General features: G+C 74.3%; 22 protein-coding genes. 11 read left to right on the forward strand and 11 right to left on the reverse strand.

The window, feature by feature from the left end; genetic code table 11:
• Positions 1-248: 248 nt before the first annotated feature.
• Both ABZ923_RS32955 and rho read right to left on the reverse strand, forming a co-directional pair.
• Positions 249-1,421, reverse strand: a complete 1,173-nt coding sequence (locus tag ABZ923_RS32955) for a serine hydrolase (protein WP_361479192.1) — start codon at positions 1,419-1,421, stop codon at positions 249-251.
• A 101-nt stretch (positions 1,422-1,522) separates the two neighbouring features.
• On the reverse strand, positions 1,523-2,671 hold the full coding sequence (gene rho, locus ABZ923_RS32960) for a transcription termination factor Rho (RefSeq protein WP_361479195.1): 1,149 nt from the start codon (positions 2,669-2,671) through the stop codon (positions 1,523-1,525).
• Between the two features lie 421 nt (positions 2,672-3,092).
• Between rho and ABZ923_RS32965 the strand changes: the two genes are divergently transcribed.
• The 4 genes from ABZ923_RS32965 (at position 3,093) to ABZ923_RS32980 (ending at position 6,738) form a co-directional block, all read left to right on the forward strand.
• The gene (locus tag ABZ923_RS32965) at positions 3,093-4,397 is read left to right on the forward strand and encodes a cytochrome P450 (protein ID WP_361479269.1); all 1,305 of its coding nucleotides are present in this window, start codon (positions 3,093-3,095) and stop codon (positions 4,395-4,397) included.
• Positions 4,398-4,469: 72 nt separating this feature from the next.
• On the forward strand, positions 4,470-5,336 hold the full coding sequence (locus ABZ923_RS32970; RefSeq protein ID WP_361479198.1) for a hypothetical protein: 867 nt from the start codon (positions 4,470-4,472) through the stop codon (positions 5,334-5,336).
• Between the two features lie 119 nt (positions 5,337-5,455).
• Entirely contained in the window at positions 5,456-5,929 is a 474-nt protein-coding gene (locus ABZ923_RS32975) for a hypothetical protein (protein ID WP_361479201.1), read from the forward strand.
• Positions 5,930-5,973: 44 nt separating this feature from the next.
• Positions 5,974-6,738 (forward strand): class I SAM-dependent methyltransferase, encoded by a 765-nt coding sequence (locus tag ABZ923_RS32980; RefSeq protein WP_361479204.1) that lies wholly within the window; start codon positions 5,974-5,976, stop codon positions 6,736-6,738.
• On the opposite strand, the gene ABZ923_RS32985 is transcribed toward ABZ923_RS32980, so the two are convergent.
• From ABZ923_RS32985 to ABZ923_RS33010, 6 genes are all read right to left on the reverse strand, one after another.
• Positions 6,716-7,459, reverse strand: coding sequence for a GntR family transcriptional regulator (locus ABZ923_RS32985; protein WP_361479207.1), 744 nt, complete (start codon positions 7,457-7,459; stop codon positions 6,716-6,718). The genes ABZ923_RS32980 and ABZ923_RS32985 overlap by 23 nt on opposite strands.
• A 151-nt stretch (positions 7,460-7,610) precedes the next feature.
• Positions 7,611-8,801, reverse strand: a complete 1,191-nt coding sequence (locus ABZ923_RS32990; RefSeq protein WP_361479210.1) for a serine hydrolase domain-containing protein — start codon at positions 8,799-8,801, stop codon at positions 7,611-7,613.
• Positions 8,802-8,912: 111 nt separating this feature from the next.
• On the reverse strand, positions 8,913-9,881 hold the full coding sequence (locus ABZ923_RS32995) for an acetylxylan esterase (protein ID WP_361479213.1): 969 nt from the start codon (positions 9,879-9,881) through the stop codon (positions 8,913-8,915).
• 194 nt (positions 9,882-10,075) lie between these two features.
• Positions 10,076-10,660: a DUF3592 domain-containing protein gene (locus tag ABZ923_RS33000; protein ID WP_361479272.1), complete on the reverse strand. Its 585-nt coding sequence runs from the start codon at positions 10,658-10,660 to the stop codon at positions 10,076-10,078.
• Between the two features lie 466 nt (positions 10,661-11,126).
• Entirely contained in the window at positions 11,127-11,882 is a 756-nt protein-coding gene (locus tag ABZ923_RS33005; RefSeq protein ID WP_361479216.1) for a ferredoxin reductase, read from the reverse strand.
• Positions 11,875-12,480 (reverse strand): sulfite oxidase-like oxidoreductase, encoded by a 606-nt coding sequence (locus ABZ923_RS33010; protein WP_361479219.1) that lies wholly within the window; start codon positions 12,478-12,480, stop codon positions 11,875-11,877. The genes ABZ923_RS33005 and ABZ923_RS33010 overlap by 8 nt, the downstream gene beginning before the upstream one ends.
• Before the next feature lie 249 nt (positions 12,481-12,729).
• Between ABZ923_RS33010 and ABZ923_RS33015 the strand changes: the two genes are divergently transcribed.
• The gene (locus ABZ923_RS33015) at positions 12,730-13,491 is read left to right on the forward strand and encodes a GNAT family N-acetyltransferase (protein WP_361479221.1); all 762 of its coding nucleotides are present in this window, start codon (positions 12,730-12,732) and stop codon (positions 13,489-13,491) included.
• 13 nt (positions 13,492-13,504) lie between these two features.
• Here ABZ923_RS33015 and ABZ923_RS33020 read toward each other — a convergent pair whose 3' ends face one another.
• A complete protein-coding gene (locus tag ABZ923_RS33020) occupies positions 13,505-13,903 on the reverse strand; it encodes a MarR family winged helix-turn-helix transcriptional regulator (protein WP_361479275.1) in 399 nt (132 codons plus the stop codon).
• 125 nt (positions 13,904-14,028) lie between these two features.
• Between ABZ923_RS33020 and ABZ923_RS33025 the strand changes: the two genes are divergently transcribed.
• Together ABZ923_RS33025 and ABZ923_RS33030 are read left to right on the forward strand one after the other, a co-directional pair.
• A complete protein-coding gene (locus ABZ923_RS33025; protein WP_361479224.1) occupies positions 14,029-15,108 on the forward strand; it encodes a hypothetical protein in 1,080 nt (359 codons plus the stop codon).
• A 780-nt stretch (positions 15,109-15,888) separates the two neighbouring features.
• Entirely contained in the window at positions 15,889-16,677 is a 789-nt protein-coding gene (locus tag ABZ923_RS33030) for a putative protein N(5)-glutamine methyltransferase (RefSeq protein ID WP_361479278.1), read from the forward strand.
• 17 nt (positions 16,678-16,694) lie between these two features.
• On the opposite strand, the gene ABZ923_RS33035 is transcribed toward ABZ923_RS33030, so the two are convergent.
• Positions 16,695-18,773, reverse strand: a complete 2,079-nt coding sequence (locus ABZ923_RS33035; RefSeq protein WP_361479227.1) for a SpoIIE family protein phosphatase — start codon at positions 18,771-18,773, stop codon at positions 16,695-16,697.
• A 310-nt stretch (positions 18,774-19,083) separates the two neighbouring features.
• Here ABZ923_RS33035 and ABZ923_RS33040 point away from each other — a divergent pair, with 310 nt between their 5' ends.
• The 4 genes from ABZ923_RS33040 (at position 19,084) to ABZ923_RS33055 (ending at position 23,196) form a co-directional block, all read left to right on the forward strand.
• Positions 19,084-19,965: a hypothetical protein gene (locus tag ABZ923_RS33040; protein ID WP_361479230.1), complete on the forward strand. Its 882-nt coding sequence runs from the start codon at positions 19,084-19,086 to the stop codon at positions 19,963-19,965.
• Positions 19,966-20,060: 95 nt separating this feature from the next.
• Positions 20,061-20,432 (forward strand): hypothetical protein, encoded by a 372-nt coding sequence (locus ABZ923_RS33045; protein ID WP_361479233.1) that lies wholly within the window; start codon positions 20,061-20,063, stop codon positions 20,430-20,432.
• 172 nt (positions 20,433-20,604) lie between these two features.
• Entirely contained in the window at positions 20,605-22,620 is a 2,016-nt protein-coding gene (locus ABZ923_RS33050; RefSeq protein ID WP_361479236.1) for an NADPH-dependent 2,4-dienoyl-CoA reductase, read from the forward strand.
• Between the two features lie 30 nt (positions 22,621-22,650).
• Positions 22,651-23,196: a PadR family transcriptional regulator gene (locus ABZ923_RS33055; protein WP_361479239.1), complete on the forward strand. Its 546-nt coding sequence runs from the start codon at positions 22,651-22,653 to the stop codon at positions 23,194-23,196.
• Between the two features lie 7 nt (positions 23,197-23,203).
• Here the strand turns inward: ABZ923_RS33055 and ABZ923_RS33060 are convergent, their stop codons facing one another.
• Positions 23,204-23,743 carry a hypothetical protein gene (locus ABZ923_RS33060; RefSeq protein ID WP_361479242.1) on the reverse strand — a complete coding sequence of 180 codons (540 nt, stop codon included), beginning with the start codon at positions 23,741-23,743 and terminating at the stop codon, positions 23,204-23,206.
• Between the last annotated feature and the right edge of the window lie 153 nt (positions 23,744-23,896).

Below are 23,896 nucleotides of genomic sequence, written 5' to 3' on the forward strand. Positions count from 1 at the left end.
GCCGCCCTGGCCACCGCCGCGGTCTCCACCGCGACCGCGGCCGCCGCCACCGCCCTCACCGCCACCGGCTGGGTCGGCGACCCGGGCCTTCGCCGTGCCGCTGTGCGCCCGGCACCGGTGGACCACGGGCGTCCTGTCCGGGGTGCTGTGCACCGGCTGGTGTGGCTGTGGGCCGACGAGCCCTCCGGCCCGTACGGGTTCCTCGGCGGCGACGCCTGTATCCGGATCCCGCTCGGTCTGCCGGCGGGTCAGTGGCGCGCCGACCGGCCGCCCTTGGCCCGCAGCGCCAGCGCCACGGCTCCCGCGCCGAGCCCGGTGAGGCCCGCGACGACGGCGGTGCCGGACCAGTCCGAGCCGTCGTCCTCCGGTGCCACGGCCGCCGCCACCGGCTTCGCGGACGCCGGCGTGGGGGACGGCGGGCGCAACCCGTCCAGCGAGCCGACCGGATCCACCTGCCCGTCCGCCGCGAAGCCCCAGTCGAGCAGGGAGCGCGCCTCCTCGTACACGGTCAGCCCGCCGCCGTCCTGAGGGTTCAGCACGGTCACCACCAGCGTGCGTCCGCCCCGCCGGGCCGCGGCCACCAGGGTGTTGCCGGCGTTGCTGGTGTAGCCGTTCTTGATACCGATCAGCCCCGGGTACGGCGCCACACCGTCCTCGCCGGTCAGCAGCCGGTTGGTGTTCTCGATGGGGTACGGCGACCCGTCACCGGGGAAGAGCGCCTGGGCGGTGCCGCAGTACCGGGCGAAGTCGGGATCGCGCAGGCCCGCCCGGCCGAACACCGCGAGGTCGTAGGCGGAGGACACCTGGCCGGGGGCGTCGTAGCCGTCCGGGGAGACGACATGGGTGTCCAGTGCGCCGAGCGAGCGGGCCTTGTCCTGCATCCGGCGGGCCGTGGCCTCCCAGCCGCCGCTCATCCCGGCGAGCACGTGCACGGCGTCGTTCCCGGAGCTGAGGAAGACCCCGTGCCACAGGTCCGCCACCTGGTAGGTGTGCCCCTCCTCGACCCCGACCAGGCTGCTGCCCTCGCCGACGTCCGCCAGCTCCTCGTAGCGCACGGTGTGCTGCCGCCCGCCGGGCAGCCCCGGCAGCACGGTGAGCGCGAAGAGGGTCTTCAGGGTGCTCGCGGGCGGCAGCTCGCGGTGCGCGTCGTTCGCCGCCAGCACCTCCCCGCTGCCCGCGTCGGCGACGAGCCAGGAGAGCGCCGAGACCTCCGGCGGCGCGGGCGTGCCCCGGTGCGGCCGGACCTGGACGCCGGAGCGGTAGAGCAGGGACGGCCCGGGCGTCGTGGCCCGGGGGCGCGGCGGAGCGGGCTCCCCGGCCCGGTGCCCGGCGGCGGCAGCGGCCGGCGTGAGTGCCAGCAGGCCCGCCACACAGAGGGAGCAGGCCGACACAGCCGCGCGATGACAGAATCCGGTGACCATACGATCAACGTACGAACATACTCCGCGTGCACCACGCTGCCCGGGCCGTTCGGGTTGCCGGGCAACCCGGATGCCGCACCCGGCGGCTCCGTGGCCGGGCGTCAGCCGGCCGGCAGGGTGGGCCGGATCCGCCGCAGGAACGTGGCATTGTCCGGGGTGGCGCGCAGCCGTTCCAGGAGGGTCTCCAGGGCGGACGGCCCGGCCTCCCTGGACCGCAGGGCGCGGCGCAGGCCGGTTGCGGTCGCCAACTCGGCGGACGTCAGGAGGAGTTCCTCGCGCCGGGTGCCGGTGGCGTCGAGGTCCACGGCGGGGAAGACACGGCGGCCGGCGAGTTCCCGGTCCAGGCGCAGCTCCATGTTGCCCGTGCTCTTCAGCTCCTCGAAGAAGTAGCCGTCGGCGCGTGAGCCGGTGTCGACCAGGACCGTGGCGAGGATGGTGAGCGAGCCGCCCTCCTCGGCCTGCCGCGCGGCGCCGAAGAACCGCTTGGGGCCGAGCAGCGCACCGGCGTCCACACCGCCGCTCAGGGTACGGCCGCCGGCGGCGGAGGCGTTGTTGTGCGCCCGGCACAGCCGGGTCAGCGAGTCCAGCAGGACGACGACGTCCTCGCCGGCCTCCACCAGGCGCTTGGCCCGCTCCACGACGAGGTCGGCGAGGGCGATGTGCTCCTTGGGCGACCGGTCGAAGGTGGAGGCGTACACCTCGCCGCGCACCGAGCGGCGCATCTCGGTGACCTCCTCGGGCCGCTCGTCCAGCAGCAGGACCATCAGCCGGCACTCGGGGTGGTTGCCGGCCACGGCTGCGGCGAGCTGCTGGAGCAGGACGGTCTTCCCGCTCTTCGGCGGGGCCACGACGAGGCCGCGCTGGCCCTTGCCGACCGGTGCGAGCAGGTCGGTGACGCGTCCGGCGAGGCCGGAGGCGGGGTGTTCGAGGCGCAGACGCCGGTGCGGGTGGAGCGGGGTGAGGTCACGGAAGTGTCGTCGGGAACCCACCTCGCCGGGGGCGCGCCCGTTGACGCGCGCCACCTCGGTCAGGGTCCGCTGGGCACCCCGGAGGCCCTCGACCAGGTCGCCCTTGCGCAGTCCGTGGCGGCGGATCAGCGCCGGCGCGACCTGCGGATCGGCGGGGGAGGGGAGGAGGCTCGCGGCCCTCAGGTGCCCCTTTCCGTGCGCGTCGATGTCGAGGACACCGGTGACGAGCGGGGCGACCGGGGCCTGCCGGACCTCGGGAGGGTGTTCGAGGGTGGTGGTCATGGTGGGAGTCCTTTCGCGGACGGATGTCGCGGACGGAGCAGAGAAGGGAAGGAAGGGGTGGGGCCGCGAGGGGGAGGCGTCTGCGACTGCCTCCGGGCGGCGGGAACGGCACCTCGGCCACGGCGGAGAACGCTCGTCCCGAGGAGGTACCGGGAAGCTGACGCGCCGCGGGCCGGACATCCGGGTGACGGCGGACGCATCAGCGTGGAGAAGGGAAACCAGCACCGGCGGCCACGACGGGCGTGCACGAGTGCTGATGGCACGGTACCACTCCACGGCGTCCCGTGTCCGTGACCGCCTCAACACACCGCCGCATCGGGTTGTTCCCGGGATGGGAGGATCGAGCGTCTCGTCAGGGGAACGTCAGGAGGAACCCGTGGAACTGGTGGAACCGGTGGAACCCGGGGAACCGGCGGCATCCGTGGAACCCGCGGGCGCCCCGCCCGCCCGCACGCCGCACCGCCTGAACCCCGCCGGCGGCTGCCCGCACGCCGACAACGCCCGGTTGGTGGCCGGGGGCGCCGTGGCCCCGGTCGAGCTGCCCGGTGGGATCGAGGGCATGGCCGTCCTCGGACACGAGGCGCTCAGGGAGTTCCTGCAACACCCCGAAGTCGCCAAGAACGCACGCCACTTCACCGCCCTGCGGGAGGGGCGGATCACCGCGGGCTGGCCGTTGCTCACCTTCGCCACCGTCCCCGGCATGACCACCGCCGACGGCGCCGACCACCGGCGGCTGCGCGCCCTGGCCGCCCGCGCCTTCACACCCCGGCGGGTGGCAGAACTCCGACCGCGCGTCGAGGAGTTGACCGACGCGCTGCTCGACGATCTGGCGCGCGCCGCCGCCTGCGGTGACGGGGTCGCCGACCTGCGGCGGCACGTTGCCCTTCCGCTGCCGATGGGGGTGATCTGCGAACTCCTCGGCGTGGACGTCCGGTTCCGGGACCGGCTGCATCACCTCGGCAGCCGGGTCGTGGCCACCGACACCCCGCCCGCCGAGGCCGTCGCCGCCAACCGCGAACTCCTCGCCGTCCTCGGCGAGATCGCCGCCGCCAAGGCCATCCGGCCCGGCGACGACCTCACCAGTGCGCTCATCGCGGCCCGGGACGAGGGCGGCGACCGGCTGAGCCAGCAGGAGCTGATCGGCACCCTGCTGCTGATGATCATCGCCGGGCACGAGACCACGCTCAACCTGATCACCAACGCCGTGCGCGCCCTGTGCGCCCACCCCGAGCAACTCGACCTGGTGCGCGCGGGCGGGGCGAGCTGGGCGGACGTGGTGGAGGAGACGCTGCGCTGGGACGCGCCGGTCAGCTACTTCCCGTTCCGCTACCCCGTGCGGGACCTGACCGTCGCCGGCACGCTCATCCCCGCCGGCACCCCCGTGCTCGCCGGCTACTCGGCCGCCGGCCGCGACCCGGCGGCGCACGGCCCGGACGCCGACCGCTTCGACCTGACCCGCACCGCCCGGCCCGGCGCCGTACGTCACCTGTCCCTCGGGCACGGCGCCCACTACTGCCTGGGCGCACCGCTGGCCCGGCTGGAGGCCACGGTCGCCCTGGAACGGCTCTTCACCCGCTTTCCGGCGCTCCGACTCGCCGTACCCGAGGCCGACCTGCAGCCGCACGCCGGATTCGTCGGCAACAGTGTCCGGAGCCTGCCGGTGCGGCTCGCCCCGGAGGGTACGGATCCCGGGCCGCGTGCCGGCCGTACCGGGATGGATCCGTAGCAGATGTCCACAGACCATAACGATCCGGGACGTCGGGGGACTTGACCGCCAACCGTGTATTATCTTCGCGGCATGTCCACGCCACCGCAGCCTCCGCAGCCGGCTAACCAGCCCGCGCAGCAGCCCCCGCAGCCGGCCGTCCCGCCGCAGCCGACGGCCTACCCCTACCCGAACCCGCAGTCGCCCCCGGCGGGCGCCTTCTACGCGCAGCCGACACTGGTCGGCCAGCCCGCGCCGGTACAGCCGCAGCCGGTGAACCCCTACGCGGTACCCCAGTACGGTCCCGTGCCGCCCGCCCCGCCGGCCGGCGGGGGAGGAGCCGGCCGGGCGGTGCTGTGGGCCGCCGTCGGCGCCGTCGTGGCCTCCGCCGCCTGGGCGGCCGGCGTCCTCCTCCTGGGCGGGCACGGCGACAGCGCGGACCTGCGCGGCTACGCGGCGCCCTCCAACATGTGCTCCAGCGCCGACTACGGCTCCTTCAAGGACGAGTACACCCAGGACGACTCCTCGCCGACCCGCACCTCCCTCGACGACAAGGCGCTGGAGGAGAGTTACTGCAGCCTGAGCCTGAAGAAGCCCGGCTCCTCGTACGCGGACGCCTACCTGACCATCCAGCTGGACCTGCACAGGAAGACCGACCCGGGGCCCGAGTTCACCGCCACCTGGAAGAACTACGGCAAGAGCCACACCGGTTACGACGTCGACACGGTCGAGGGCATCGGGGACGAGGCCTACCTGATCAGCCAGGACACCACCAGGGGCTCCTCCAGCGGCTCCCGGTACGCCACGCTCGCCGTCCGCGACGGCTGGGTGACGTACCTGATGACCTACAGCGCCTACCTGTCCTCCTACGACGAGGACAAGGACCCGCCCGCGCTCACCGACGTGACCGACTGGCTGAAGACCGACAGCAAGGCCACGCTGCGGCAGCTCCGGGACTGACCGCCCCGGCACCACGCCGGAGCCGCGGCCGTAACCCCACGTACCCGCCGGTCGCCCGTCTGAGTGGTGCCGGCCCGCGGTGGCCGCCGTGGCCTCGGGTGGTGGGGCACAGTGGGCGGGTGCCTCGCCGACTCCTCCCGCTGTTCGCGGCGGCGCTGATGGGCCTCGCCGGCTGCACCACCGTCAGCTCCGTCCCCCCGCCCGACACCGCCCGCTCCCGGCCCTCCCTCACACCCGGCACGGTGGTACGCCCCTCGGTGCTCCAGGAACCGCTCCGGGCGCCGTCCGGGAAGTCCGCGCTCGTGCGCACCGGACGCGCGCGTCCCGACGGGCACCGCGCGGCGACCGCGCCGAGGCGGCCCGGGCCCGTCCGCGTACCGGCGGCCGCCCCGCGTCCCCGGGCCGCGGTCCCCGCGCCCCCGCCGGTGCGGCACCCCCGCCCGGAGCGCCGGACCCCCGCACGGCGTCCGGCCCCGCGCCCCCGCCCGGCATCCCGGCCGCCCGCCGCCGCCCGCATGCGCGAGCTGTGCCGCCAGGCGGACGGCGTGGCCGATCCCCGGATCGTCCGGCTCTGCCACGACGCCTACGGCTGAGCGGTCCGCGGGACGGGCGAAGGCGACCGGCATAGGCTGACGCCATGTTCGGTCCCCAAGGCCCCACGCTCCGCGAACTCGCCGTGCAGGCGCTGTCGTCCGTCGAGCACGGCTACGACCTGCTCGCGCCGAAGTTCGACCACACCCCCTTCCGGACCCCCGACGGGGTGCTGGACGCGGTGGCGGCGGCGCTGGCGCCCCTCGGCCCGTTCACGGACGGACTCGACCTGTGCTGTGGCACCGGCGCCGGGACGCGCGTGCTGACCGGGCTGTGCCGCCGCAGCGTCACCGGGGTCGACTTCAGCGCCGGCATGCTCGACATCGCCCGGCAGCGGGTGCGGCCCGCGGACGGACCCGGCATCGCCTGGGTGCGCGGCGACGCCCGGGCCCTGCCGTTCACGGCCGCCTTCGATCTCGTCGTCTCCTTCGGGGCGTTCGGTCACTTCCTGCCGCGGGAGCTGCCGGGCCTGTTCGCCCAGGTCGGCTCGGTGCTGCGGCCCGGCGGCCGGTTCGCCTTCCCGGTGTTCGCGCCGCCCCGCCCGGCGCACCCCGGCTTCTGGCTGCTGCTCGGCTTCGACACGGTGATGCGGGTGCGCAACGCGCTGTGGCGGCCGCCGTTCGTCATGTACTACCGGGCCTTCCGGCTCGGCACCGTCCTGCGGGAACTGGAGCGCGCGGGTCTGACGGTCGAGCTGGGCGTCCTGCCCGGGTACGGCCGGCGCGCCGACGGCAGCCCGCGCGCCCGGCTGGTGGTGGCCCGCCGGCCCGGGGAACGGCCCGCGCCGGTCAGCCCGCGGCGGGCAGGGTGAACTCGTAGACCAGCGCGTCCTGTTCGGCGTTCACCACCAGATCGGTGATCTCCAGCGGGCGCGCGTACTGGTCGTGCACGCGCCGGGTCACGCGCACCGAGGAGGCGTCGCCGACCTGGGTGATGGAGTCCCGGTGGTGCAGGGTCAGCCCGGCCTTGCGCATCCAGTCGTAGGCCCGCCGCAGCTGCGCGGGCGTGGCCCCGTCGGCCCGGTCCCGGTAGCGGGCCAGCTCGGCCACCTCGGCCAGCACCACCGCCGAGAACGACGTCACCGCCGTCCGCAGCGACCGGCCGTCCGGTGTCACCGACAGATACCGGTGGACCAGGGTCGGCCGGTGCGGGGCCAGGTCCAGCGCCCGCGCGTGCTCCGGCGGCGGCGCCTCCCAGGTGACCGTGGCCCGGTCGACCGCACAGGGGTCCGCCGACCGGGCGCCCACCGGGAAGGCGAGCGACTCCGGCGACTCGACCGGCCGGCCGGGCAGCGTGGCGTGGCTGCCCCGCCGGTCGGTGGCGACCACGCCGCTGCGGCGCAGCACCTCCAGCGCCTGCCGGACGGTCTCCCGGCTGACCCCGTAGTGCGCGGCCAGGTGCCGCTCGCCCGGCAGTCGTTCACCCGGTGGAATGGTGCCGTCGCGCAGTTCGTCGAGCAGCAGCGCCGCGATCCGCCCGTACAGGGGCCGGTCGTCGCCGGGCGGGGGATCGTGCGGGGTGGTGCGGACCATGCCGCGCCTCCTGTCGTGACAAAACGTAGTCGTGCGGGCTCGTTGCGCGACCACAATTAGCATTGGTCTAAACCACGAGGGAAGGGTGGTCTGCCGTTTCGACCGAAATCCACCCGCCCGCACGGCGGTCACCCGGCGTCGCGAGACCCGCTCACAGGGCCCGGTAGAGGGCGTCGACCAGCGCGGTTTTCCGTGGATCATCGGCGATGTGCGGGCCCATGCGGTTCATGACGTAGCCCAGTGACACCCCTGCCTCCGGGTCGGCCAGCCCGCAGGAGCCGCCGAATCCGTCATGGCCGAAAGCCCGCGGATTCGGACCGTACGACCCGTGGGGCCCGCTCAGCCACAGCCCGAGCCCGGCCTCGGTCTCCCCGTCGAAGCCCGCGCCGATCACCAGGTCGCGGCAGCTGCCCTGGCCCTCGCGCACCCGCTCCGCGGCCTGCGGGGACAGGATCCGCCGGCCGCCGTGCGTGCCGCGCCCGGCGAAGACGCCGTACAGTGCCGCGACCGCCCGGGCGGTGCCGTGCCCGTTGGCCGCCGGGATCTCCGCCGCCCGCCAGCCGGCGCTGTTCGCCTCCGCCGCCCCGACGACCGGGTTGGCCAGGGCGGCCAGCACCAGCGGGCTGAACGCCGCCGTCCGGTCACCGGCCGCCGCGGCCGACGGATGCACCAGCTCGGCCGCCCGGCCCGACTCCCGCGCCGGCAGGCCGACCGTGAAGTCGATCCCGAGCGGTCCGGTCACCTCCCGCTCCAGGAAGGCCCCCGGCCGCAGCCCCGAGATCCGTCGCACGACCTCCCCGACCAGGAAGCCGTACGTCAGCGCGTGGTACCCGGACCGGGTGCCGGGCTCCCACCAGGGCGCCGTGGCCGCGAGCCGCGCGGTGGTCAGCTCCCAGTCGTACAGGTCCTCCAGGGTGTGCGGCTCCCGCAGTCCGGCCAGGCCGGCGCGGTGCGACAGCAGGTGCCGTACGAGCACCTCGTCCTTGCCGGCCGCGGCGAACTCCGGCCAGTACGCGGCCACCGGCGCGTCGAGGTCGAGCAGCCCCCGGTCGGCGAGGATGTGCGCGCACAGGGCCACCGGCCCCTTGGTGGTCGACCACACGTTCACCACCGTGTCCCGCTCCCAGGGCCGGGTGCGGGCCGCGTCGGCCCAGCCGCCCCAGAGGTCCACCACCGTCTCCCCGGCGACCGTGACCGCCACCGCGGCGCCGAGTTCGCCCCGCTCGCGGAAGTTCTCCTCGAACGCCTCCCGCACCGCGGCGAACCGCGGATCGCAGTGACCGTGGATCACTGCGTGCGGCTGCGGTGTCTGTGGTGCCTGCCGTGTCTCCTGCGCGGACATATGGCCTCCGTCGTCGCCGGCGAACCCGGGCCGCGACGCTGCGGCCCGGGCGCTCCGAACGTACCGACTGGTCGGACCGGAGGGAAGTCCGCCCTGGGGGCGGGGTGCGCCTCAGGCGTACGACCGCAGCCAGCGCACCTTCGCCGCCTCCTGGAAGGGGCCGCCGCCCTCGTGGTCGTTGAAGTCGTACACCTCGATCGCCTTGTCCTCCTGCGCCCACGCGTTGAACGCCGCGAACACGGTCGACGGCGGGCAGGTCTCGTCCTCCAGGGCCGCCGAGAACAGCGCCGGCGCCCGCCCCCGGGCCGCGAAGTGCACCCCGTCGAAGTAGGACAGCGTGCGCAGCACGTCCGCCGAGCGCCCGCGGTGCGTCTTGAGGAACAGGCCGATCTCCCGGTACGGATGACGGTCGGTCAGCACCACCGCGCGCGGGAAGTCGCACAGGAACGGCACGTCCGGGGCGACCGCCACCAGGTCGGGGACCAGGCCGCCGACGGCCAGGGTGATGCCGCCGCCCTGGCTGCCGCCGGTCACCGCGGTCCGTGCCGCGTCGGCCAGCGGATGGGAGCGGGCCGCCTCCACCGCGCGCACGGCGTCCGTGAACACCCGGCGGTAGTAGTAGTTCTCGGGTGCGTCGATGCCCCGCGTCATGAACCCGGGGTAGGCGGGCGCCGCGCCCACCGGGTCCGGCGTGCCGCCCCCGCCGCCCCAGGCGCTGCCCTGACCGCGGGTGTCCATCGTGAAGTGTGCCCGGCCCGTCGAGGCCCACAGCAGGTTCTCGTGCGGCAGGCCGCGCCCGCCGCCGTAGCCGATGAACTCCACGACCAGCGGCAGCGGTTCCGTGGCGCCGGCCGGCAGCCGCAGCCAGCCCTTGACGGGGTGGCCGCCGAACCCGGCGAACGTCACGTCGTACACCTCGACCGTGGACAGTCCGGTCTCCACCGGCTCGAAGCGCGCGTCCAGTTCGTGCTCGCGGGCCTGCCGGAGCGTCTTGTCCCAGAAGGTGTCGAAGTCCTCGGGCTCGGCGGACTCGCTGCGGTACGCGCGGAGTTCGTCGAGGGACAGATCGAACAGGGCCATCAACAACCGCCTTCGCGAAGGGAGACTGCGTCGGCTCACCGTACGTGCGTGATCGGATGACTCGCCAGGGTCCGGACGCCGTTGCGGCCCTTCTGTCCGCGGTGTTCCTGTGCTGGTCGCACGGTGAGTAAGCGCTTGCTCCCTGCGGGGTGGAGACGGCATCTCGTGCGCCCAGTGGTCGGATGATCAGCCCGTCACGTGCGCGGCTGGGTCCAGCGCGGCCCCGTCCGGGCCCACTCCCGCTCCCACTCGGCCAGCCGGTGGCGCAGCGCGATCCGTCGTTCCACCGCGTGGCCGAGGAAGACCGCGGTCGCCACACCGCCGGCCGCGCACAGTCCGACGGTCACCGCGTGCTGCCAGACCGCCACGTCGTCCGGTGGCGGGGCGACACTGCGGCCCCGGGAGTCGAACCACACCGAGACCGGCTCGCCCGCGCGCGTCCCCGCCGGCACCCGGGCCCAGGCCGTCCGCACCCCCTGGCCCGGCTCGGTCCAGCGGACCTGGGCGCGGTAGGGCTGCCGGCGGTCGCTCTGCACGTCGGACAGCCGCTCGCGCGCCTCGCCGATCACCACGGCCCGCACCCGGTGGCGTTCGGCCCGCTGCGCCGCGGCGAGCGCGCTCGCCCGGTCGTGCGCGTGCAGGCCGGCGGCCACCCCGACCAGGGGCGCGACCACGAACAGCAGGACGGCGACCACCAGCACCGTCCACGCCTCCACGACGTCCGACCGGCGTCGCAGCGGATTGCGCCGCCAGCGCCAGCCACGCACCCGGGTACGCATGTCCACCTCCTCGCCACCGCCGGAGCCGGAGAGCCGGAGGGCCGGGCCGCCGGTCCACCGCCCCCACCGCTCACGCGCACGAGCGTCCACACCCGTCTCGTACCCCGTTCGGCACACCTCGCGCATGCCGTGAACCGCGAGTTCCAGCCCATATGGCGCACGGCACCCGCCGCGCGCCCCACGATCGCGCGCCATGTCCCGCCGCACGACCCGGGCGCTCGACCGAGCCGCCCGACGACGGCCGAGCTGCCCGACGTGGGCCAAGCTGCCGGGTCTCGGCCGAGCCGCCCCGACGTCGGCCGAGTTGCCCGGTCTCAGCCGAGTCGCCCGACGGCCGAGCTGGCCCGACGTCGGCCGAGCTGTCCGGTCTCAGCCGAGCCGCCCCGACGACGGCCGAGTTGCCCGGTCTCAGCCGAGCCGCCCCGACGTCGGCCGGGCCGCCCGATGCTGGCCAAGCCGCCCGGTCTCAGCCGAACCGCTCGATCCGGATCCGCTCGACCGGCTGGCCGGCGGCGACCAGCAGTCGGGAAGCGTGTTCGGCGAATGCGTTGGTTCCGCACACATAGGCCTCCCACCCAGAGGCGGGCTGCTCGGCCAGGAGCGGCGCCACATGTGCGGCCGTCATACGTCCCACCGGCACCCCGGGCGGAGCGCTGCGGGTGAACACGGGCGTCGTCTCCGCGCCCAGTTCCGCCGCGTAGATCAGGTCCTCGGGGCTGCGCGCCGACACCAGCATCCGCAGCGGGACGGCGAGGCCGCGCGCCCGGTGGTGCCGGACCATCGACATCAGCGGGACGACGCCGGAGCCGGCCCCGAGCAGCAGCGCGGGCCGGTCGCCTGGCCAGGCGAAGAAGCCGCTGAGCGGGCCGCGCACCTCGACCGTGTCACCGGGCCGGGCCACGGTGTGGAACCAGCCGGACACCTCGCCGTCCGGCACCTGGTCCAGGGTCAGCTCGATGTGGCCGGAGTCGTCCGGCGCCGACGCGATCGAGTAGTGGCGCTGCGCCACATAGCCGTCGGGCGCGGTCAGCCGCAGCATCAGGTGCTGGCCCGGCAGATGCCCCGCCCACTCCGGCACCGCCAGCCGGAACGTGGCCGCGCGCGGCGTCTCGCGCCGGATCTCCGTCAGGGTGGCGGTCTGCCACACCGCCGCCGTCTGCCGGCCCACGGCGATCCGCCCCGGCACCGCGAACCCCGTCGGGGAAGTCGTCGTCTCAGTCACCGGAGTACCGCTGCTCCTCCCAGGGGTTGCCGCGCGCGTGGTAGCCGTTGCGCTCCCAGAAGCCCGGCTCGTCGTGGTCGAGGAGTGTGATGCCCGCGATCCACTTGGCGCTCTTCCAGAAGTACAGGTGCGGCACCACCAGCCGCGCCGGGCCGCCGTGCTCCGGCGCCAGCGGCTCGCCGTCGTACTCCCAGACGATCCAGGCCCGCCCGCCGATGAGATCGGCGAGCGGCAGGTTCGTGGTGTAGCCGGTGTGGGAGCGGGCGACGGCATGTGTGGCGGACCCATGGGGCCGCACCACATCGAGGAAGGCGTCCAGCGAGACGCCGCCGAACCGCACGCCGAACTTCGACCAGCCGGTCACACAGTGGATGTCACCCTCGTACGCCGACGCGGGCAGCGCGTGCGCGGCGTCCCAGTCCCAGGTGTGCGCCCGCTCGACCAGGCCGTCGATGCGGAAGGACCAGTCGGCGGGGGCGAGGTCCGGGGTGACCTCGGCGGACAGGACGGGCCAGTCGTCGCGCGCGTCGTACTGCCCGGGCGGCAGACCCGGGTTGTGGACGCGCGGACGGCCCGAGAAGCCTCGCGTGACGTTCATGGTTCAACCGTACGCTGTCGTATCGCGTGCTCCGCCCCTGGTCCGCGCCCCCATCGTTGCGGCCGTATGAACTCTCCCCGCGGCCGGGAATACCGGCCCGGCGCCGCTCCTTGCCGATCGGTGCCGGCTTCGGTGCGCCGACGGCAGCGCGCGGGACGCGCCGGTGCCACCGCGAGAGAAGTGCGAGAGAAGCGAGGGAACGAGGATGCCCCAGGCGTACGTGTCCAGGACCGTGAAAGAGGTGACCGGATGAGCGTCGTGAGCAGCCCGGGCGGCCCCGGCCGGACCGCCGCCGACGTCCCGCACGTCCTGGACAACCCGGCGCTCGCCTCCCTGACCGGCCCGCACGCCCGCTTCGCCGAGCGGCGCGGCCGGGTGCTGCGCTACCCGGTCGACGTCTCGCCCTGGCTGGCGCTGCCCGACGAGCCCGACGCCCGGGACTGGGCGGACCTCGCCGCCCTGGCGGGCGCCGGCGCCGAGGTCCCGCTGCCCGGCTTCCGCGGGGAGGTCCCGGAGGGCTGGGAGATCACCTTCCGGGTCGAGGGCGTGCAGTTCGTGGACGACGGCCTCGCCGCCGCACCGGAGCCGGAGGCGGTCCGCCTGGGACCGGCGGACGTCCCCGAGATGCTCGACCTGGTGGCCCGCACCCAGCCCGGCCCGTTCCTGCCGCGCACCGTGGAGCTCGGCACCTACCTCGGCGTACGCCGTGAGGGCGCGCTGGTCGCCATGGCGGGGGAGCGGCTGCACCCGCCGGGCTGGACCGAGATCAGCGCGGTCTGCACCGATCCCGCCTTCCGCGGCGAGGGCCTGGCCACCCGGCTGATCCTCGCGGTCGCGCACGGCATCCGGGAGCGCGGGGAGACGCCGTTCCTGCACACCAGCGCGGAGAACCGCACCGCGATCCGGCTGTACGAGTCGCTCGGCTTCCGGCTGCGCCGCCGCACGGCGTTCCTCGCGGCCCGGGTGCCGCAGCGGCTGACGGACGGCCGCGCGGCGGTGCCGGTGCCGTGACCCGGCGGCTCTCTCAGGCCGGCTCGGCGCCGCCCGGCTGCGCGTTGTACCGCTCCAGGTAGGCGGCGAACCGCACCAGGTCCTCCTCCGGCCAGCCCGCGAGCCGCTCCCGGAACGCGGCCCGGCGGCTGCGGGTGACCTGGGCGAGGATCTCCTGGCCGGCCTCCGTCAGATGCAGGACCTGGACCCGGTGGTCCTCCGGGTCCAGCCGGCGCTCGATCAGCCCGGTCCGCTCCAGCGCCGCCACCTGGCGGCTCACCGTGGACTTGTCCAGGGCGTAGTGCGCCGCCAGGTCCGTCGCCCGGCAGCCGCCGCGCTCCTCCAGGTGGCCGAGCAGGGTGTACGACACCAGGGACAGCTCGGGGTGCATGCGGCCCGCCGAGGCACGGGCCCGGCGGGCGAACCTGGTCATCTCGCGCTGGATCGTCTCCACGGCCGACTCCGCTGCGCTCACGGGAATACCTCCTCCGGCGTTGTAGTTGTATAGTACAACTTGAACTGAAAGTTGTATAAGCCAACCTTTGGAGGGTCGCGACGATGAGGTCACCGGCACTGCGCCATGTGCTCACGCACCTGATCACCCCGCTGCTGATGTGCATCGGCATGGGGCTCGCGTACATGGGGGCGTTCGTCACCCCGGAGCCGAACCACCTGCCGGTCGCCGTCGTCGGCACCGCCCCGCAGGCCAAGGTCTTCGCGCAGACGGTCAAGGACACCGCGGGCGACAAGCTCGACGTCCGCACGGTGGCCACCCGCGGGGAGGCCGTCCGGCTCCTGACGTCACGTGAGGTGACCGGCGCCTACGTGCCGAGCGCCAAGGCGCCCGAGCTGCTGGTGGCGAGCGCCGCGTCCGACATGGGCGCCACCGCCGTGGAGAAGGTCTTCACGCCGGTCGCCGCCGGGGAAGGCCTCCCGCTGAAGATCACCGACGTCGCAAAGCCCGTCGCCGACGACCCCACCGGCCAGGGCCTGTTCTTCCTGCTGATCGCGGTCAGCATCGGCTCCTACGCCTCGGTCGCCGCGCTCGGCGCCGCGGGTGCCGCGCTCGCGATGCGGGTCCGGGCCCTGCTCGCGCTCGGCGTCTCCGCGGTGGTCGGCGGCATCGGCGTGCTGCTCGCCGGGCCGGTGTTCCACCTCGCCCACCACGACCTCGCGGGCGTCTGGGGCATGGCCTGGCTGTACTCGGCGGGCATCCTCCTCATCGGCGTCGGCCTGCACACCTTCCTGAAGCGGTGGACCACGCTCGCCATGATGGTGCTGTTCGTCATGCTGAACTTCACCAGCTCCGGCGGTCTGTTCCGCCCCGAACTGCAGAACGCGTTCTTCGGCACCCTGCACGCCTTCTGGAACGGGGCCGGCTTCGTCGAGGGCGTCCGCAGCCTGCTCTACTTCGGCGACGACGGCCTGGGCCGCACGGTGTGGACCCTCGCCGCCTGGCTCCTGGCGGGCCTCGCGGTGACCGCGATCGCCGCCGCGTACGAGCACACCCGCCGCCTCCGGGAGACGGCCACGGCACCCGGCACCGGGCAGGAGCCCCAGCGGGACACCGGGACGGAGGCCGCGCGGGCCGCCGAGCAGGAGGCCGAGGAAGAAGCCGAGGAGACGGTGGGCGTCTGACCCGCCGGGGCCGGCCGTGCGGCACCCGCCGACGGCGCGGTACCGAAGGCGCCCGCCGGCCCGGCCCCGCCGAACACCCCACGGCCGTTCTCCTCCTGAGCCACCGCCCGGCGGTGGCCATCAGCGCCCGCCCGCGGTGGGCGCCCGCACCTGCCCGCGGTGGGCGCCCGCACCTGCCCGCGGTGGGCATCCGCCCCCCGCGGTGGCCACCTGCACCGCCGACGATCGCCGTCCGCGCCTGCCCGCGGTGGCCATCCGCACCCGCCCGCAATGGCCACCCGCACCGCCGACGATCGCCATCCGCGCCCGTCCGTGGTGCCATCCGCATCCGCCCGCAGTGGCCACCCGCACCGCCCGCGATCGCCACCCGCACCCGTCCGCGATCGCCACCCGCACCCGTCCGCGATCGCCACCCGCACCCGTCCGCGATCGCCACCCGCGCCCGTCCGCGGTAGCCACCCGCCCCCGCCCCCAGTGGGCACCCGCCCCCGCCCCCGGTAGCCACCCGCGCCCCGCACGACCGCCCCCTCCCCGCCGAACTCCGCACGCCCCGGACGCCGTAGCCCGAGGTGACCCGACTGCCTTCGCGAGCCGTGCGTTAAAGTGGCCGTCCGGCCGCGGTGATCGCGGCTCCGATGGCGAGGAGGTGAGTCCCATTACCGCTGTGTCGGCTGGGGTGCTCCCTCCTCGTGACGGCGCGGTACACCGGCAGCGGTGACCGCGGGAGCGCCCCGAACGTCTGCGCTCCCGAAAGGTTCGGCTTCCATGCCCACTCCCGCCATGCCCACTCCCGCACCGTTCTCCCCGTCCACCGCCGTCTCCGCGTTGCGCGCCGCCGGGTGCGTCTTCGCCGAGGACGAGGCCGGGCTGATCCTCGCCACCGCCCGTACGCCCGAGGAGGCGGCCCGCATGGTGGACCGGCGCGCCGCCGGGCTGCCGCTCGAACAGGTCCTCGGCTGGGCCGAGTTCCACGGGCTGCGCGTCACCGTCGAACCGGGCGTCTTCGTGCCCCGCCGCCGTACCGAGTTCCTCGTGGACCAGGCGCTGGCCGCCGTACCGGACGCGACCGTGGTCGTGGACCTGTGCTGCGGCTCCGGCGCGCTCGGCGCGGCGCTGGCCGCCGCCCTGGACGATGCCGAGGTGCACGCCGCCGACGTGGACCCGGCCGCCGTACGCTGCGCCCGCCGCAATCTCGTCCCCTTCGACGGCCGGGTCCACGAGGGCGACCTGTACGAGGCCCTGCCCGCCGGCCTGCGCGGCCGGGTGGACGTCCTGACCGCCAACGTGCCCTACGTACCCACCGCCGAGGTGGACCTGCTGCCGGCGGAGGCCCGCGACCACGAGCCGCTGGTCGCGCTGGACGGCGGCGCCGACGGCCTGGACGTGCTGCGCCGGGTGGCCGCCGGGGCGCCCGCGTGGCTCGCCCCCGGCGGCTGCCTGCTGACGGAGACCAGCGAACACCAGGCACCCGCCGCCGTACAGGCCTTCGACGACGCCGGTCTGACGCCCCGTCTGGCCGTGGACGAGGACCGGTACGCGCATGTGGTGATCGGCGTACTGCGTCGGTGACGCACGCCCGCCGGGCGCTACCGCAGTTCCTGGGCCCGGGCGATCAGCAGGGCCACGTCGTCGTGGTTGTCCGGGTGGTGCAGGGTGCGCAGGAGGAGGTCGCAGGTCTCCTCCAGGGGGCGGGCCGGGTCGTCGAGGAGCGACAGCAGGAAGGCCAGCCGCTCGTCCAGCGAGTGGCGGCGGGTCTCCACCAGTCCGTCGGTGTAGAACACCAGCTCGTCGCCCGGTGCGAAGTCGACCGTGACGGTGGAGAACTCCACCCCGCCCACCCCCAGCGGCACCCCGGTGGGCAGGTCCAGCAGCTCCGGCGGGTGGCCGGGCCGCACCCGGGCCGGCGGCAGATGGCCGGCGTTGGCGATCCGGCACTGGCGCAGATGCGGGTCGTGGACGGCGTACACGCAGGTCGCGATGGAGTGGTCCAGCGCCGAGGTGGTCTTGTCGAGGTGCTCCAGCAGCCGGGCCGGGTCGAGGTCGAGGGCGGCCAGGGTGGTCGTCGCGGTGCGCAGCCGGCCCATCGTGGCGGCCGCGCTGATGCCGCTGCCCATGACGTCACCCACGACGAGTGCGGTCTTGCCCCCCTCCAGCGGGATGACGTCGAACCAGTCCCCGCCGACCTCGCTGGTGGCACCCGCCGGCTGGTAGCGGGAGGCCACCTCCAGGCCGGTGGTCACCGGCGGATGACTGGGCAGCAGGCTGCGCTGGAGGGTGAGGGCGGTGTTGCGGGCGTTCTGGTACCAGCGGGCGTTGTCGATCTGTACGGCCGCACGGGCGGCCAGCTCCCTCGCCAGCAGGACGTCGTCCTCGTCGAAGGGCGCCGGGTTGCGGGTGCGCTTGAGGTCGAGCGCGCCCAGCACCTCGCCGCGCGCGATCAGCGGCACGGCGAGGTACGAGTGCAGGCCCGCGCGGCCGAGCAGGACGGCCGCCTCGGGGGAGCGGGCGATGCGCGGCAGGTCCTCGTCCTTGACGTGCCGTACCAGCACCGCCTCGCCGGTGCGCACGCACTCGGTGACCAGGCGGTCGGGCGCGTACCGGGCGATCCGGCCGGGCGGGTCGGCGGCGCGCACGGCCTCCGTGCCGTCCGCCGGACGCACCGCCAGGGCCCGGATCACCGCCGCCTCGGAAGGGCCCAGTGTGCTCTGCCGGCCCTCGACCACAGCGTCCAGCAGGTCGACGGCGGCCACGTCGGCCAGTTCCGGTACGGCGACGTCGGCCAGCTCGCAGGCGGTGCGTTCGAGTTCGAGTGTCGTACCGATCCGGGCGGAGGCGTCCGCGATGACCGCGAGCCGGCGCCGGGCGGCCTCCGCCTCGACCGAGGCCCGGTGCTGCTCGGTGATGTCGAACACCGAGACCGCCACGCCCAGCACGTTGCCCATCGCGTCCTCGAGGCGGTACAGCGAGTTCGCCCAGGTGTGGTCCTCGTCCGGGTTGGCGGGTGTACGGCCGACCAGCCTGGCGTCGATCACGGGCACGCCGGTATCGAGCACCCGCCGGGCGCCGGCCTCCACGGACGTGGAGTCCAGCATCGGCAGCACCTCGCGCAGCGTGCGCCCCACGTGCTCGGCCGCCGGCACCCCGTTGATCTTCTCCAGGGCCGGGTTGACCGAGACGAACCGCAGCTCGGTGTCGAGGACGGCGTACCCGATCGGCGACTGCTTCACCATCCGCTCGGACAGCGCCACGTCCTGCTCCAGCCGCCGTACGGTCGACTGGTCGGCGGCGAGTCCGAGCGCGTACACGTCCCCCTGGTCGTCCAGCAACCGCATGTTGCGGAACTCCACCAATCGGGTGCTGCCGTCCTTGCGCCGGATCGGGAAGCCGCCCGCCCAGCTCTCCCCGGTCCGCATCACGTCGGCGAAGAGCTTGCCGACCAGCTGGATGTGGCGTTCGTGCACCATCAGCCGGGCGGCGTACTGGCCGAGGGCCTCCTGCGCGGTGTAGCCGAACAGCTCCTCCGCCTGCGGGCTCCACAGGACGATCCGGCCCTCGGTGTCCAGCACCACCGAGGCCACGCCCAGGACGTCGAGCAGTCCGCTGGGCGGCATCGGCCCGCGCGCCGGCTCGCCGTTCTCCGTCGCCGGAGCTCCGGCTGCACTCATGCCACGCACCGCCTTCGCCCGTCCGCACGGCACGTCGTCCCCCGTGCCGACTCCCCTTGTTCTACCGCGCTCACACCCGACTCTCCGACGCCGTCGCCGTCTACCTCCACCATCCCTCACCACGGCGGCGGGCGTCCGCCGAAGCCGCTGCGCCGGTGCCGCGCGCGGGGCCTCCTGCCGAGACCGTACAGCGCGGTCCCGCGAGCCGTGAGAGTTCACGCCCATGTTGCGTGGTTGGTCTGTACATGACCACCGCGCCACGCCAGACTGTCCGCCGTCCGAGTGCCCCCCCGCCTCCGAGGAGCCGGCCATGCCCGCGTCCGCACGGCAACGCTGTCACGCAGTCCTCGCCGGACTGGTCACCCTCGCCACCGCCGCCGTCGTGTCCCTCGCCGCGCCCACGCCCGCCGGCGCGGCCGACCTCTGGACCGAGACCGGCTCCGACCGCGCCGACCCGCTGACCGAGAGCCAGGGCCTGACCTCGGTGGAGGTCCCCGCGAACAGCCCCAACCACTACACCGGCATCGGCACCATCCCGCTCGGCGTCTCCAGCCGCGGCTGGAACCACGTCGGCGACCCCGACGCCTCGTACAACGGCTACTACATCGAGCCCTACCAGCGGGACTCCGGCAACTCCAAGATGTTCCGCGTGCAGGCGCCCGGCGGCGCCTGGACGGAGTACGTCCACACGCTCGGCGCGGGCGAGGCGCTGAACAACTCATGGGCCGCGATCTCCCCCGACGGCCAGTGGATGCTGTCCGGCGAGTGGGGCACGATGACCCGCCTGCTGGTCTTCCCCACCCCGGGCGTCAACCCGTCCACCTCCCCCTCGGCGAACCTCCCGCAGGCCTCCAGCGTCCGCCTGGACCACGCCGTCCGCGACGTCCAGGGCTGCGACTTCTCCGGCCCCACCACCCTGCTGTGCTCCTCCGACGACCCGGAGGGCAGCCTCTTCGGGCTCACCAAGCCGCTGCTCCAGATCGACCTGTCGGCCGCCCCGAACGGCACCGCCGACGTCTTCGGCCATGTCACCGCACTGCGCCAGCTGCCGCTGCGCAGCTCCTGCTCGGGCGGCTTCGAGGCGGAGGGCATCGACTACGACCGGCGCACCGGCGTCCTGCGCGTGATCGTGATCTCGCCCGGCTTCTGCGTGCTCACGGACAGCAAGACGTACAAGTTCGCACGCGGCTGAGGTGTGCCCGGCGGTCCGTGGTGCTTTCCTGAGGATGGACGCGGTTCGGCGGGGTACCCCGTTCCACCGCAGCGCGGCCACGAAAGGAGCGATCAATGGCAGACACGGAGCGGTCGCATCCGGAAACCGTCACGGTGGAGATCAGCGGATCGAAGGAGGACGCCCGCATCGTCTTCGACGCACTGCGGTCGTGCTTCGCCTCCGACCGGGGCGCGGACGAGGACCCACAGCAGCTCCACGAGACCCGGCCCATGGTGTGGCTCGGGACCTACGACGTCGCGGACGCCCGCGGATCGGGCTGCCCGCCGGTCCACCTGGACGCGCCCGTCCAGGCGGACGTCCAGGGCGGCTACTGGGCCGTCGACCGGTTCCGCACCACCCTGGACGCGATGTTCACCGTGCAGGAGACCTGCGCGGCCTCCGGCGACCAGGAGCGTGACCTGCACCTTCGCCTGGAAAGCCGCTGATTCCCGCTGATTGCCCGAGACAGCGCCCCGGCCGACCCGATGTCGGCCGGGGCGTTCGTCCTGTAGGGGGCGACCGTGTCCCGTGTCACCGCCGGGCGGTTGTGCAACTAGTTGCATAAAGCGTCGGGCTTCCTCTACAACAGAGGCGACGACACCGCGCACGGAGGGCCCGATGAGCCGTTACCCCCACCTGATGAGCCCGCTCGACCTGGGCTTCACCACGCTGCCCAACCGCGTCCTGATGGGCTCGATGCACGTCGGCCTGGAGGAGGCCGAGCGCGGCTTCGAGCGGATGGCGGCGTTCTACGCGGCCCGCGCGCGCGGCGGAGTGGGCCTCATCGTCACCGGCGGCATCGCCCCCAACGAGGAGGGCCGGCCCTACGAGGGCGGGGCCAAGCTCACCACCGAGGCGGAGGCCGAGCAGCACCGGACCGTCACGGAGGCCGTGCACCGCGAGGGCGGCCGCATCGCGATGCAGATCCTCCACTTCGGCCGGTACGCCTACCACCGCGACCTCGTCGCGCCCAGCCCGCTCCAGGCGCCGATCAGCCCCTTCGTGCCCCACGAGCTGAGCGACGCCGACGTCGAGCGCACCATCGAGGACTACGCCCGCGCCGCCCGCCTGGCCCGGCAGGCCGGCTACGACGGCGTCGAGATCATGGGCTCCGAGGGCTACCTGATCAACGAGTTCATCGCCGCGCAGACCAACCGGCGCACGGACCGCTGGGGCGGCTCGTACGAGAACCGGATGCGGTTCCCCGTCGAGATCGTCAAGCGGGTGCGCGAGGCCGTCGGCGAGGACTTCATCGTCATCTACCGGCTGTCCATGCTGGACCTGGTCCCGGGCGGCTCCTCGCTGGAGGAGGTGATCACCCTGGGCAAGGCCGTCGAGGCCGCCGGGGCCACGATCATCAACACCGGCATCGGCTGGCACGAGGCCCGCATCCCCACCATCGCCACCTCGGTGCCGCGCGGCGCCTACACCTGGGTCACCAAGAAGCTCATGGGCGAGGTCTCGGTGCCCCTGGTGACCACCAACCGCATCAACACCCCGGAACTCGCCGAGGAGTTGCTGGCCGGCGGCTGTGCGGACATGGTCTCCATGGCCCGCCCGATGCTCGCCGACCCCGACTTCGTCGCCAAGGCCGCCGCCGGCACCCCCGAGGCCATCAACACCTGCATCGGCTGCAACCAGGCCTGCCTCGACCACACCTTCAGCGGCCTCGTCACCTCCTGCCTGGTCAACCCGCGCGCCTGCCACGAGACCGAGCTGGTGCTCGCGCCGACCCGGCTGAAGAAGCGGGTCGCCGTCGTCGGCGCCGGTCCGGCCGGCCTCGCCTGCGCGGTCTCCGCAGCCGAACGCGGCCACGACGTCACCCTGTTCGACGCGGCGAGCGAGATCGGCGGCCAGCTGAACGTCGCCCGCAAGGTCCCGGGCAAGCAGGAGTTCGACGAGACGCTGCGCTACTTCCGCCACCAGCTCGACGCCCACGGCGTCGACGTACGCCTGGACACCTGGGTCACCCCCGAGACCGTGGCCGGCTACGACGAGGTCGTCGTCGCCACCGGCGTCACCCCGCGCACCCCCGACATCCCCGGCGTCGACCACCCCCGCGTCGTCGGCTACCTGGACGTCCTGCGCGACGGCGCGCCCGTCGGCGACCGCGTCGCCGTCCTCGGCGCCGGCGGCATCGGCTTCGACGTCGCCGAGTTCCTCACCGACGGCGGTGACAAGGCGGGCGAGGACCCGCAGACCTACTTCCGGCAGTGGGGCGTCGACATGGACTACCGGGCGCCCGGCGGCCTCGCCGCCCCGCAGCGGCCGGCGCCGCCCCGCCAGGTGCACCTGCTCCAGCGCAAGACCACCAAGGTCGGCGCCGGCCTCGGCAAGACCACCGGCTGGATCCACCGCACCGAGCTGAAGCACCGGGGTGTGACCATGGTGCCGGGCGTGCGCTACGACCGGATCGACGACGCCGGCCTGCACATCACCGTCGGCGAGGAGAGCACCGTCCTGGAGGTCGACACCGTGGTGCTCTGCACCGGCCAGGAGCCGCGCCGCGACCTGTACGAGGCACTGCTGGCCGCCGGGGTCGGCGCCCACCTGATCGGCGGCGCGGACGTCGCGGCCGAACTGGACGCCAAGCGGGCCATCAAGCAGGGCACCGAGCTGGCGGCGGCGCTGTAGGGGCCGGACGCGCGTCCCTAGGATGAGCCCATGTCACTCCCGCACGCGATCCTCACCGCCCTGCTGGAAAAGCCCTCGTCGGGGCTGGAGCTGACCCGCCGGTTCGACAAGTCGATCGGCTACTTCTGGTCCGCGACGCATCAGCAGATCTATCGCGAGCTGGGGAAACTGGAGGCCGAGGGGTTCATCCGCACGCTGCCGGCCGAACAGCCGGCCCGCGGGCAGAAGAAGAGCTACGAGGTCCTGCCCGCGGGCCGCGCCGAACTGGCCCGCTGGACCGCCGCCGCGCAGGACCCCAGGACGATGCGGGATCCGCTCCTGCTGCGGCTGCGCGCGGCGGCCGTGGTCGGCACCGCGGGCCTGGAGGCCGACCTCCGCCGTCACCTGGAGCTGCACCGGCGCCAGCTGGCCGAGTACGAGGAGATCGAGCAGCGCGACTTCCCGCCGGACCGGGCCGCCCCGGAGGACCGGCTGCGCCACCTGGTCCTGCGGGCGGGCATCGACCTGGAGACCTTCTGGACCCGTTGGCTCACCCGTGCCCTGGCGGAGTTCGCCGAACTGCCGGACGCCGACTGAGGGGTGCTCAGAGCCGGTACGGCCTGGAACGGCGGCGCAGGAACCAGCCGGTGGCGACGAGCCCGGCGCCGACCATGGCTCCGCCGAGGCCCAGCGTCAGCGCGCCGTAGTCACGGGCGGCGCCGCCGAGTCCGCCCATCACGCCCCGGGACGGAGCGGGGCTGGACGTCGCGGAGATCGTCGGCCGCGTGGGCGCGGAGACGATGACCGACTGGCTGCCCGCGGTGCTGCCGCTGGAGCAGACCACCACGACGGTGTACGTCCCCGGGCTCACCGACGACCAGGCCGCGGACTGGCTGACGGAGGTGCCGGACAGCGCCACCTGCCGGCCCTGGGCGAAGTTCGCCTGCCGGCTGGTGAGCAGGGCCGCCGTGCCCCAGCTGCCGTTGATCTGTGTGCACGCGCTGGTGACCACCGAGACGGTGGAGCCGGTGGTGCTGACCGAGATGCCCGAGGCCGCCGCGGACGGCCCGGCGAGCGCGGCCGGGAGCGCGGCGACGGCCGCCAGGGTCAGGCCGGAGCGGAGCAGAAGTCGCGAGTTGTCCATGGGCTGGCCTCCGGCGGCACGGTTGGCGGTACGTCCCATGCGCCGCCGGGGGTCGGGAAACGTCCGTGCTGCCTCAACCGCAGCCAACGCGGCCCCGGCGCCGCCCGCATGCGGGAGGGACCCGGTCGGGTGACGGATTCCTCCGTCCGGCGC

Origin of the sequence: Streptomyces sp. NPDC046881, assembly GCF_040645015.1 — a bacterium.
Taxonomy (GTDB): Bacteria; Actinomycetota; Actinomycetes; order Streptomycetales; family Streptomycetaceae; genus Streptomyces.

What these genes read in the sequence shown, in the direction of transcription:
- ABZ923_RS33025 (WP_361479224.1), top strand. Translation starts at nt 14,029, where the DNA reads ATGAGGTCACCGGCACTGCGCCATGTGCTCACGCACCTGATCACCCCG.
- ABZ923_RS32990 (WP_361479210.1), bottom strand. Translation starts at nt 8,801, where the DNA reads ATGTCCGCGCAGGAGACACGGCAGGCACCACAGACACCGCAGCCGCAC.
- ABZ923_RS33010 (WP_361479219.1), bottom strand. Translation starts at nt 12,480, where the DNA reads ATGAACGTCACGCGAGGCTTCTCGGGCCGTCCGCGCGTCCACAACCCG.
- ABZ923_RS33030 (WP_361479278.1), top strand. Translation starts at nt 15,889, where the DNA reads ATGCCCACTCCCGCACCGTTCTCCCCGTCCACCGCCGTCTCCGCGTTG.
- rho (WP_361479195.1), bottom strand. Translation starts at nt 2,671, where the DNA reads ATGACCACCACCCTCGAACACCCTCCCGAGGTCCGGCAGGCCCCGGTC.
- ABZ923_RS33035 (WP_361479227.1), bottom strand. Translation starts at nt 18,773, where the DNA reads ATGAGTGCAGCCGGAGCTCCGGCGACGGAGAACGGCGAGCCGGCGCGC.
- ABZ923_RS33015 (WP_361479221.1), top strand. Translation starts at nt 12,730, where the DNA reads ATGAGCGTCGTGAGCAGCCCGGGCGGCCCCGGCCGGACCGCCGCCGAC.
- ABZ923_RS32995 (WP_361479213.1), bottom strand. Translation starts at nt 9,881, where the DNA reads ATGGCCCTGTTCGATCTGTCCCTCGACGAACTCCGCGCGTACCGCAGC.
- ABZ923_RS33040 (WP_361479230.1), top strand. Translation starts at nt 19,084, where the DNA reads ATGCCCGCGTCCGCACGGCAACGCTGTCACGCAGTCCTCGCCGGACTG.
- ABZ923_RS32955 (WP_361479192.1), bottom strand. Translation starts at nt 1,421, where the DNA reads ATGGTCACCGGATTCTGTCATCGCGCGGCTGTGTCGGCCTGCTCCCTC.
- ABZ923_RS33045 (WP_361479233.1), top strand. Translation starts at nt 20,061, where the DNA reads ATGGCAGACACGGAGCGGTCGCATCCGGAAACCGTCACGGTGGAGATC.
- ABZ923_RS33050 (WP_361479236.1), top strand. Translation starts at nt 20,605, where the DNA reads ATGAGCCGTTACCCCCACCTGATGAGCCCGCTCGACCTGGGCTTCACC.
- ABZ923_RS33020 (WP_361479275.1), bottom strand. Translation starts at nt 13,903, where the DNA reads ATGACCAGGTTCGCCCGCCGGGCCCGTGCCTCGGCGGGCCGCATGCAC.
- ABZ923_RS32985 (WP_361479207.1), bottom strand. Translation starts at nt 7,459, where the DNA reads ATGGTCCGCACCACCCCGCACGATCCCCCGCCCGGCGACGACCGGCCC.
- ABZ923_RS33055 (WP_361479239.1), top strand. Translation starts at nt 22,651, where the DNA reads ATGTCACTCCCGCACGCGATCCTCACCGCCCTGCTGGAAAAGCCCTCG.
- ABZ923_RS33000 (WP_361479272.1), bottom strand. Translation starts at nt 10,660, where the DNA reads ATGCGTACCCGGGTGCGTGGCTGGCGCTGGCGGCGCAATCCGCTGCGA.
- ABZ923_RS32970 (WP_361479198.1), top strand. Translation starts at nt 4,470, where the DNA reads ATGTCCACGCCACCGCAGCCTCCGCAGCCGGCTAACCAGCCCGCGCAG.
- ABZ923_RS33060 (WP_361479242.1), bottom strand. Translation starts at nt 23,743, where the DNA reads ATGGACAACTCGCGACTTCTGCTCCGCTCCGGCCTGACCCTGGCGGCC.
- ABZ923_RS32980 (WP_361479204.1), top strand. Translation starts at nt 5,974, where the DNA reads ATGTTCGGTCCCCAAGGCCCCACGCTCCGCGAACTCGCCGTGCAGGCG.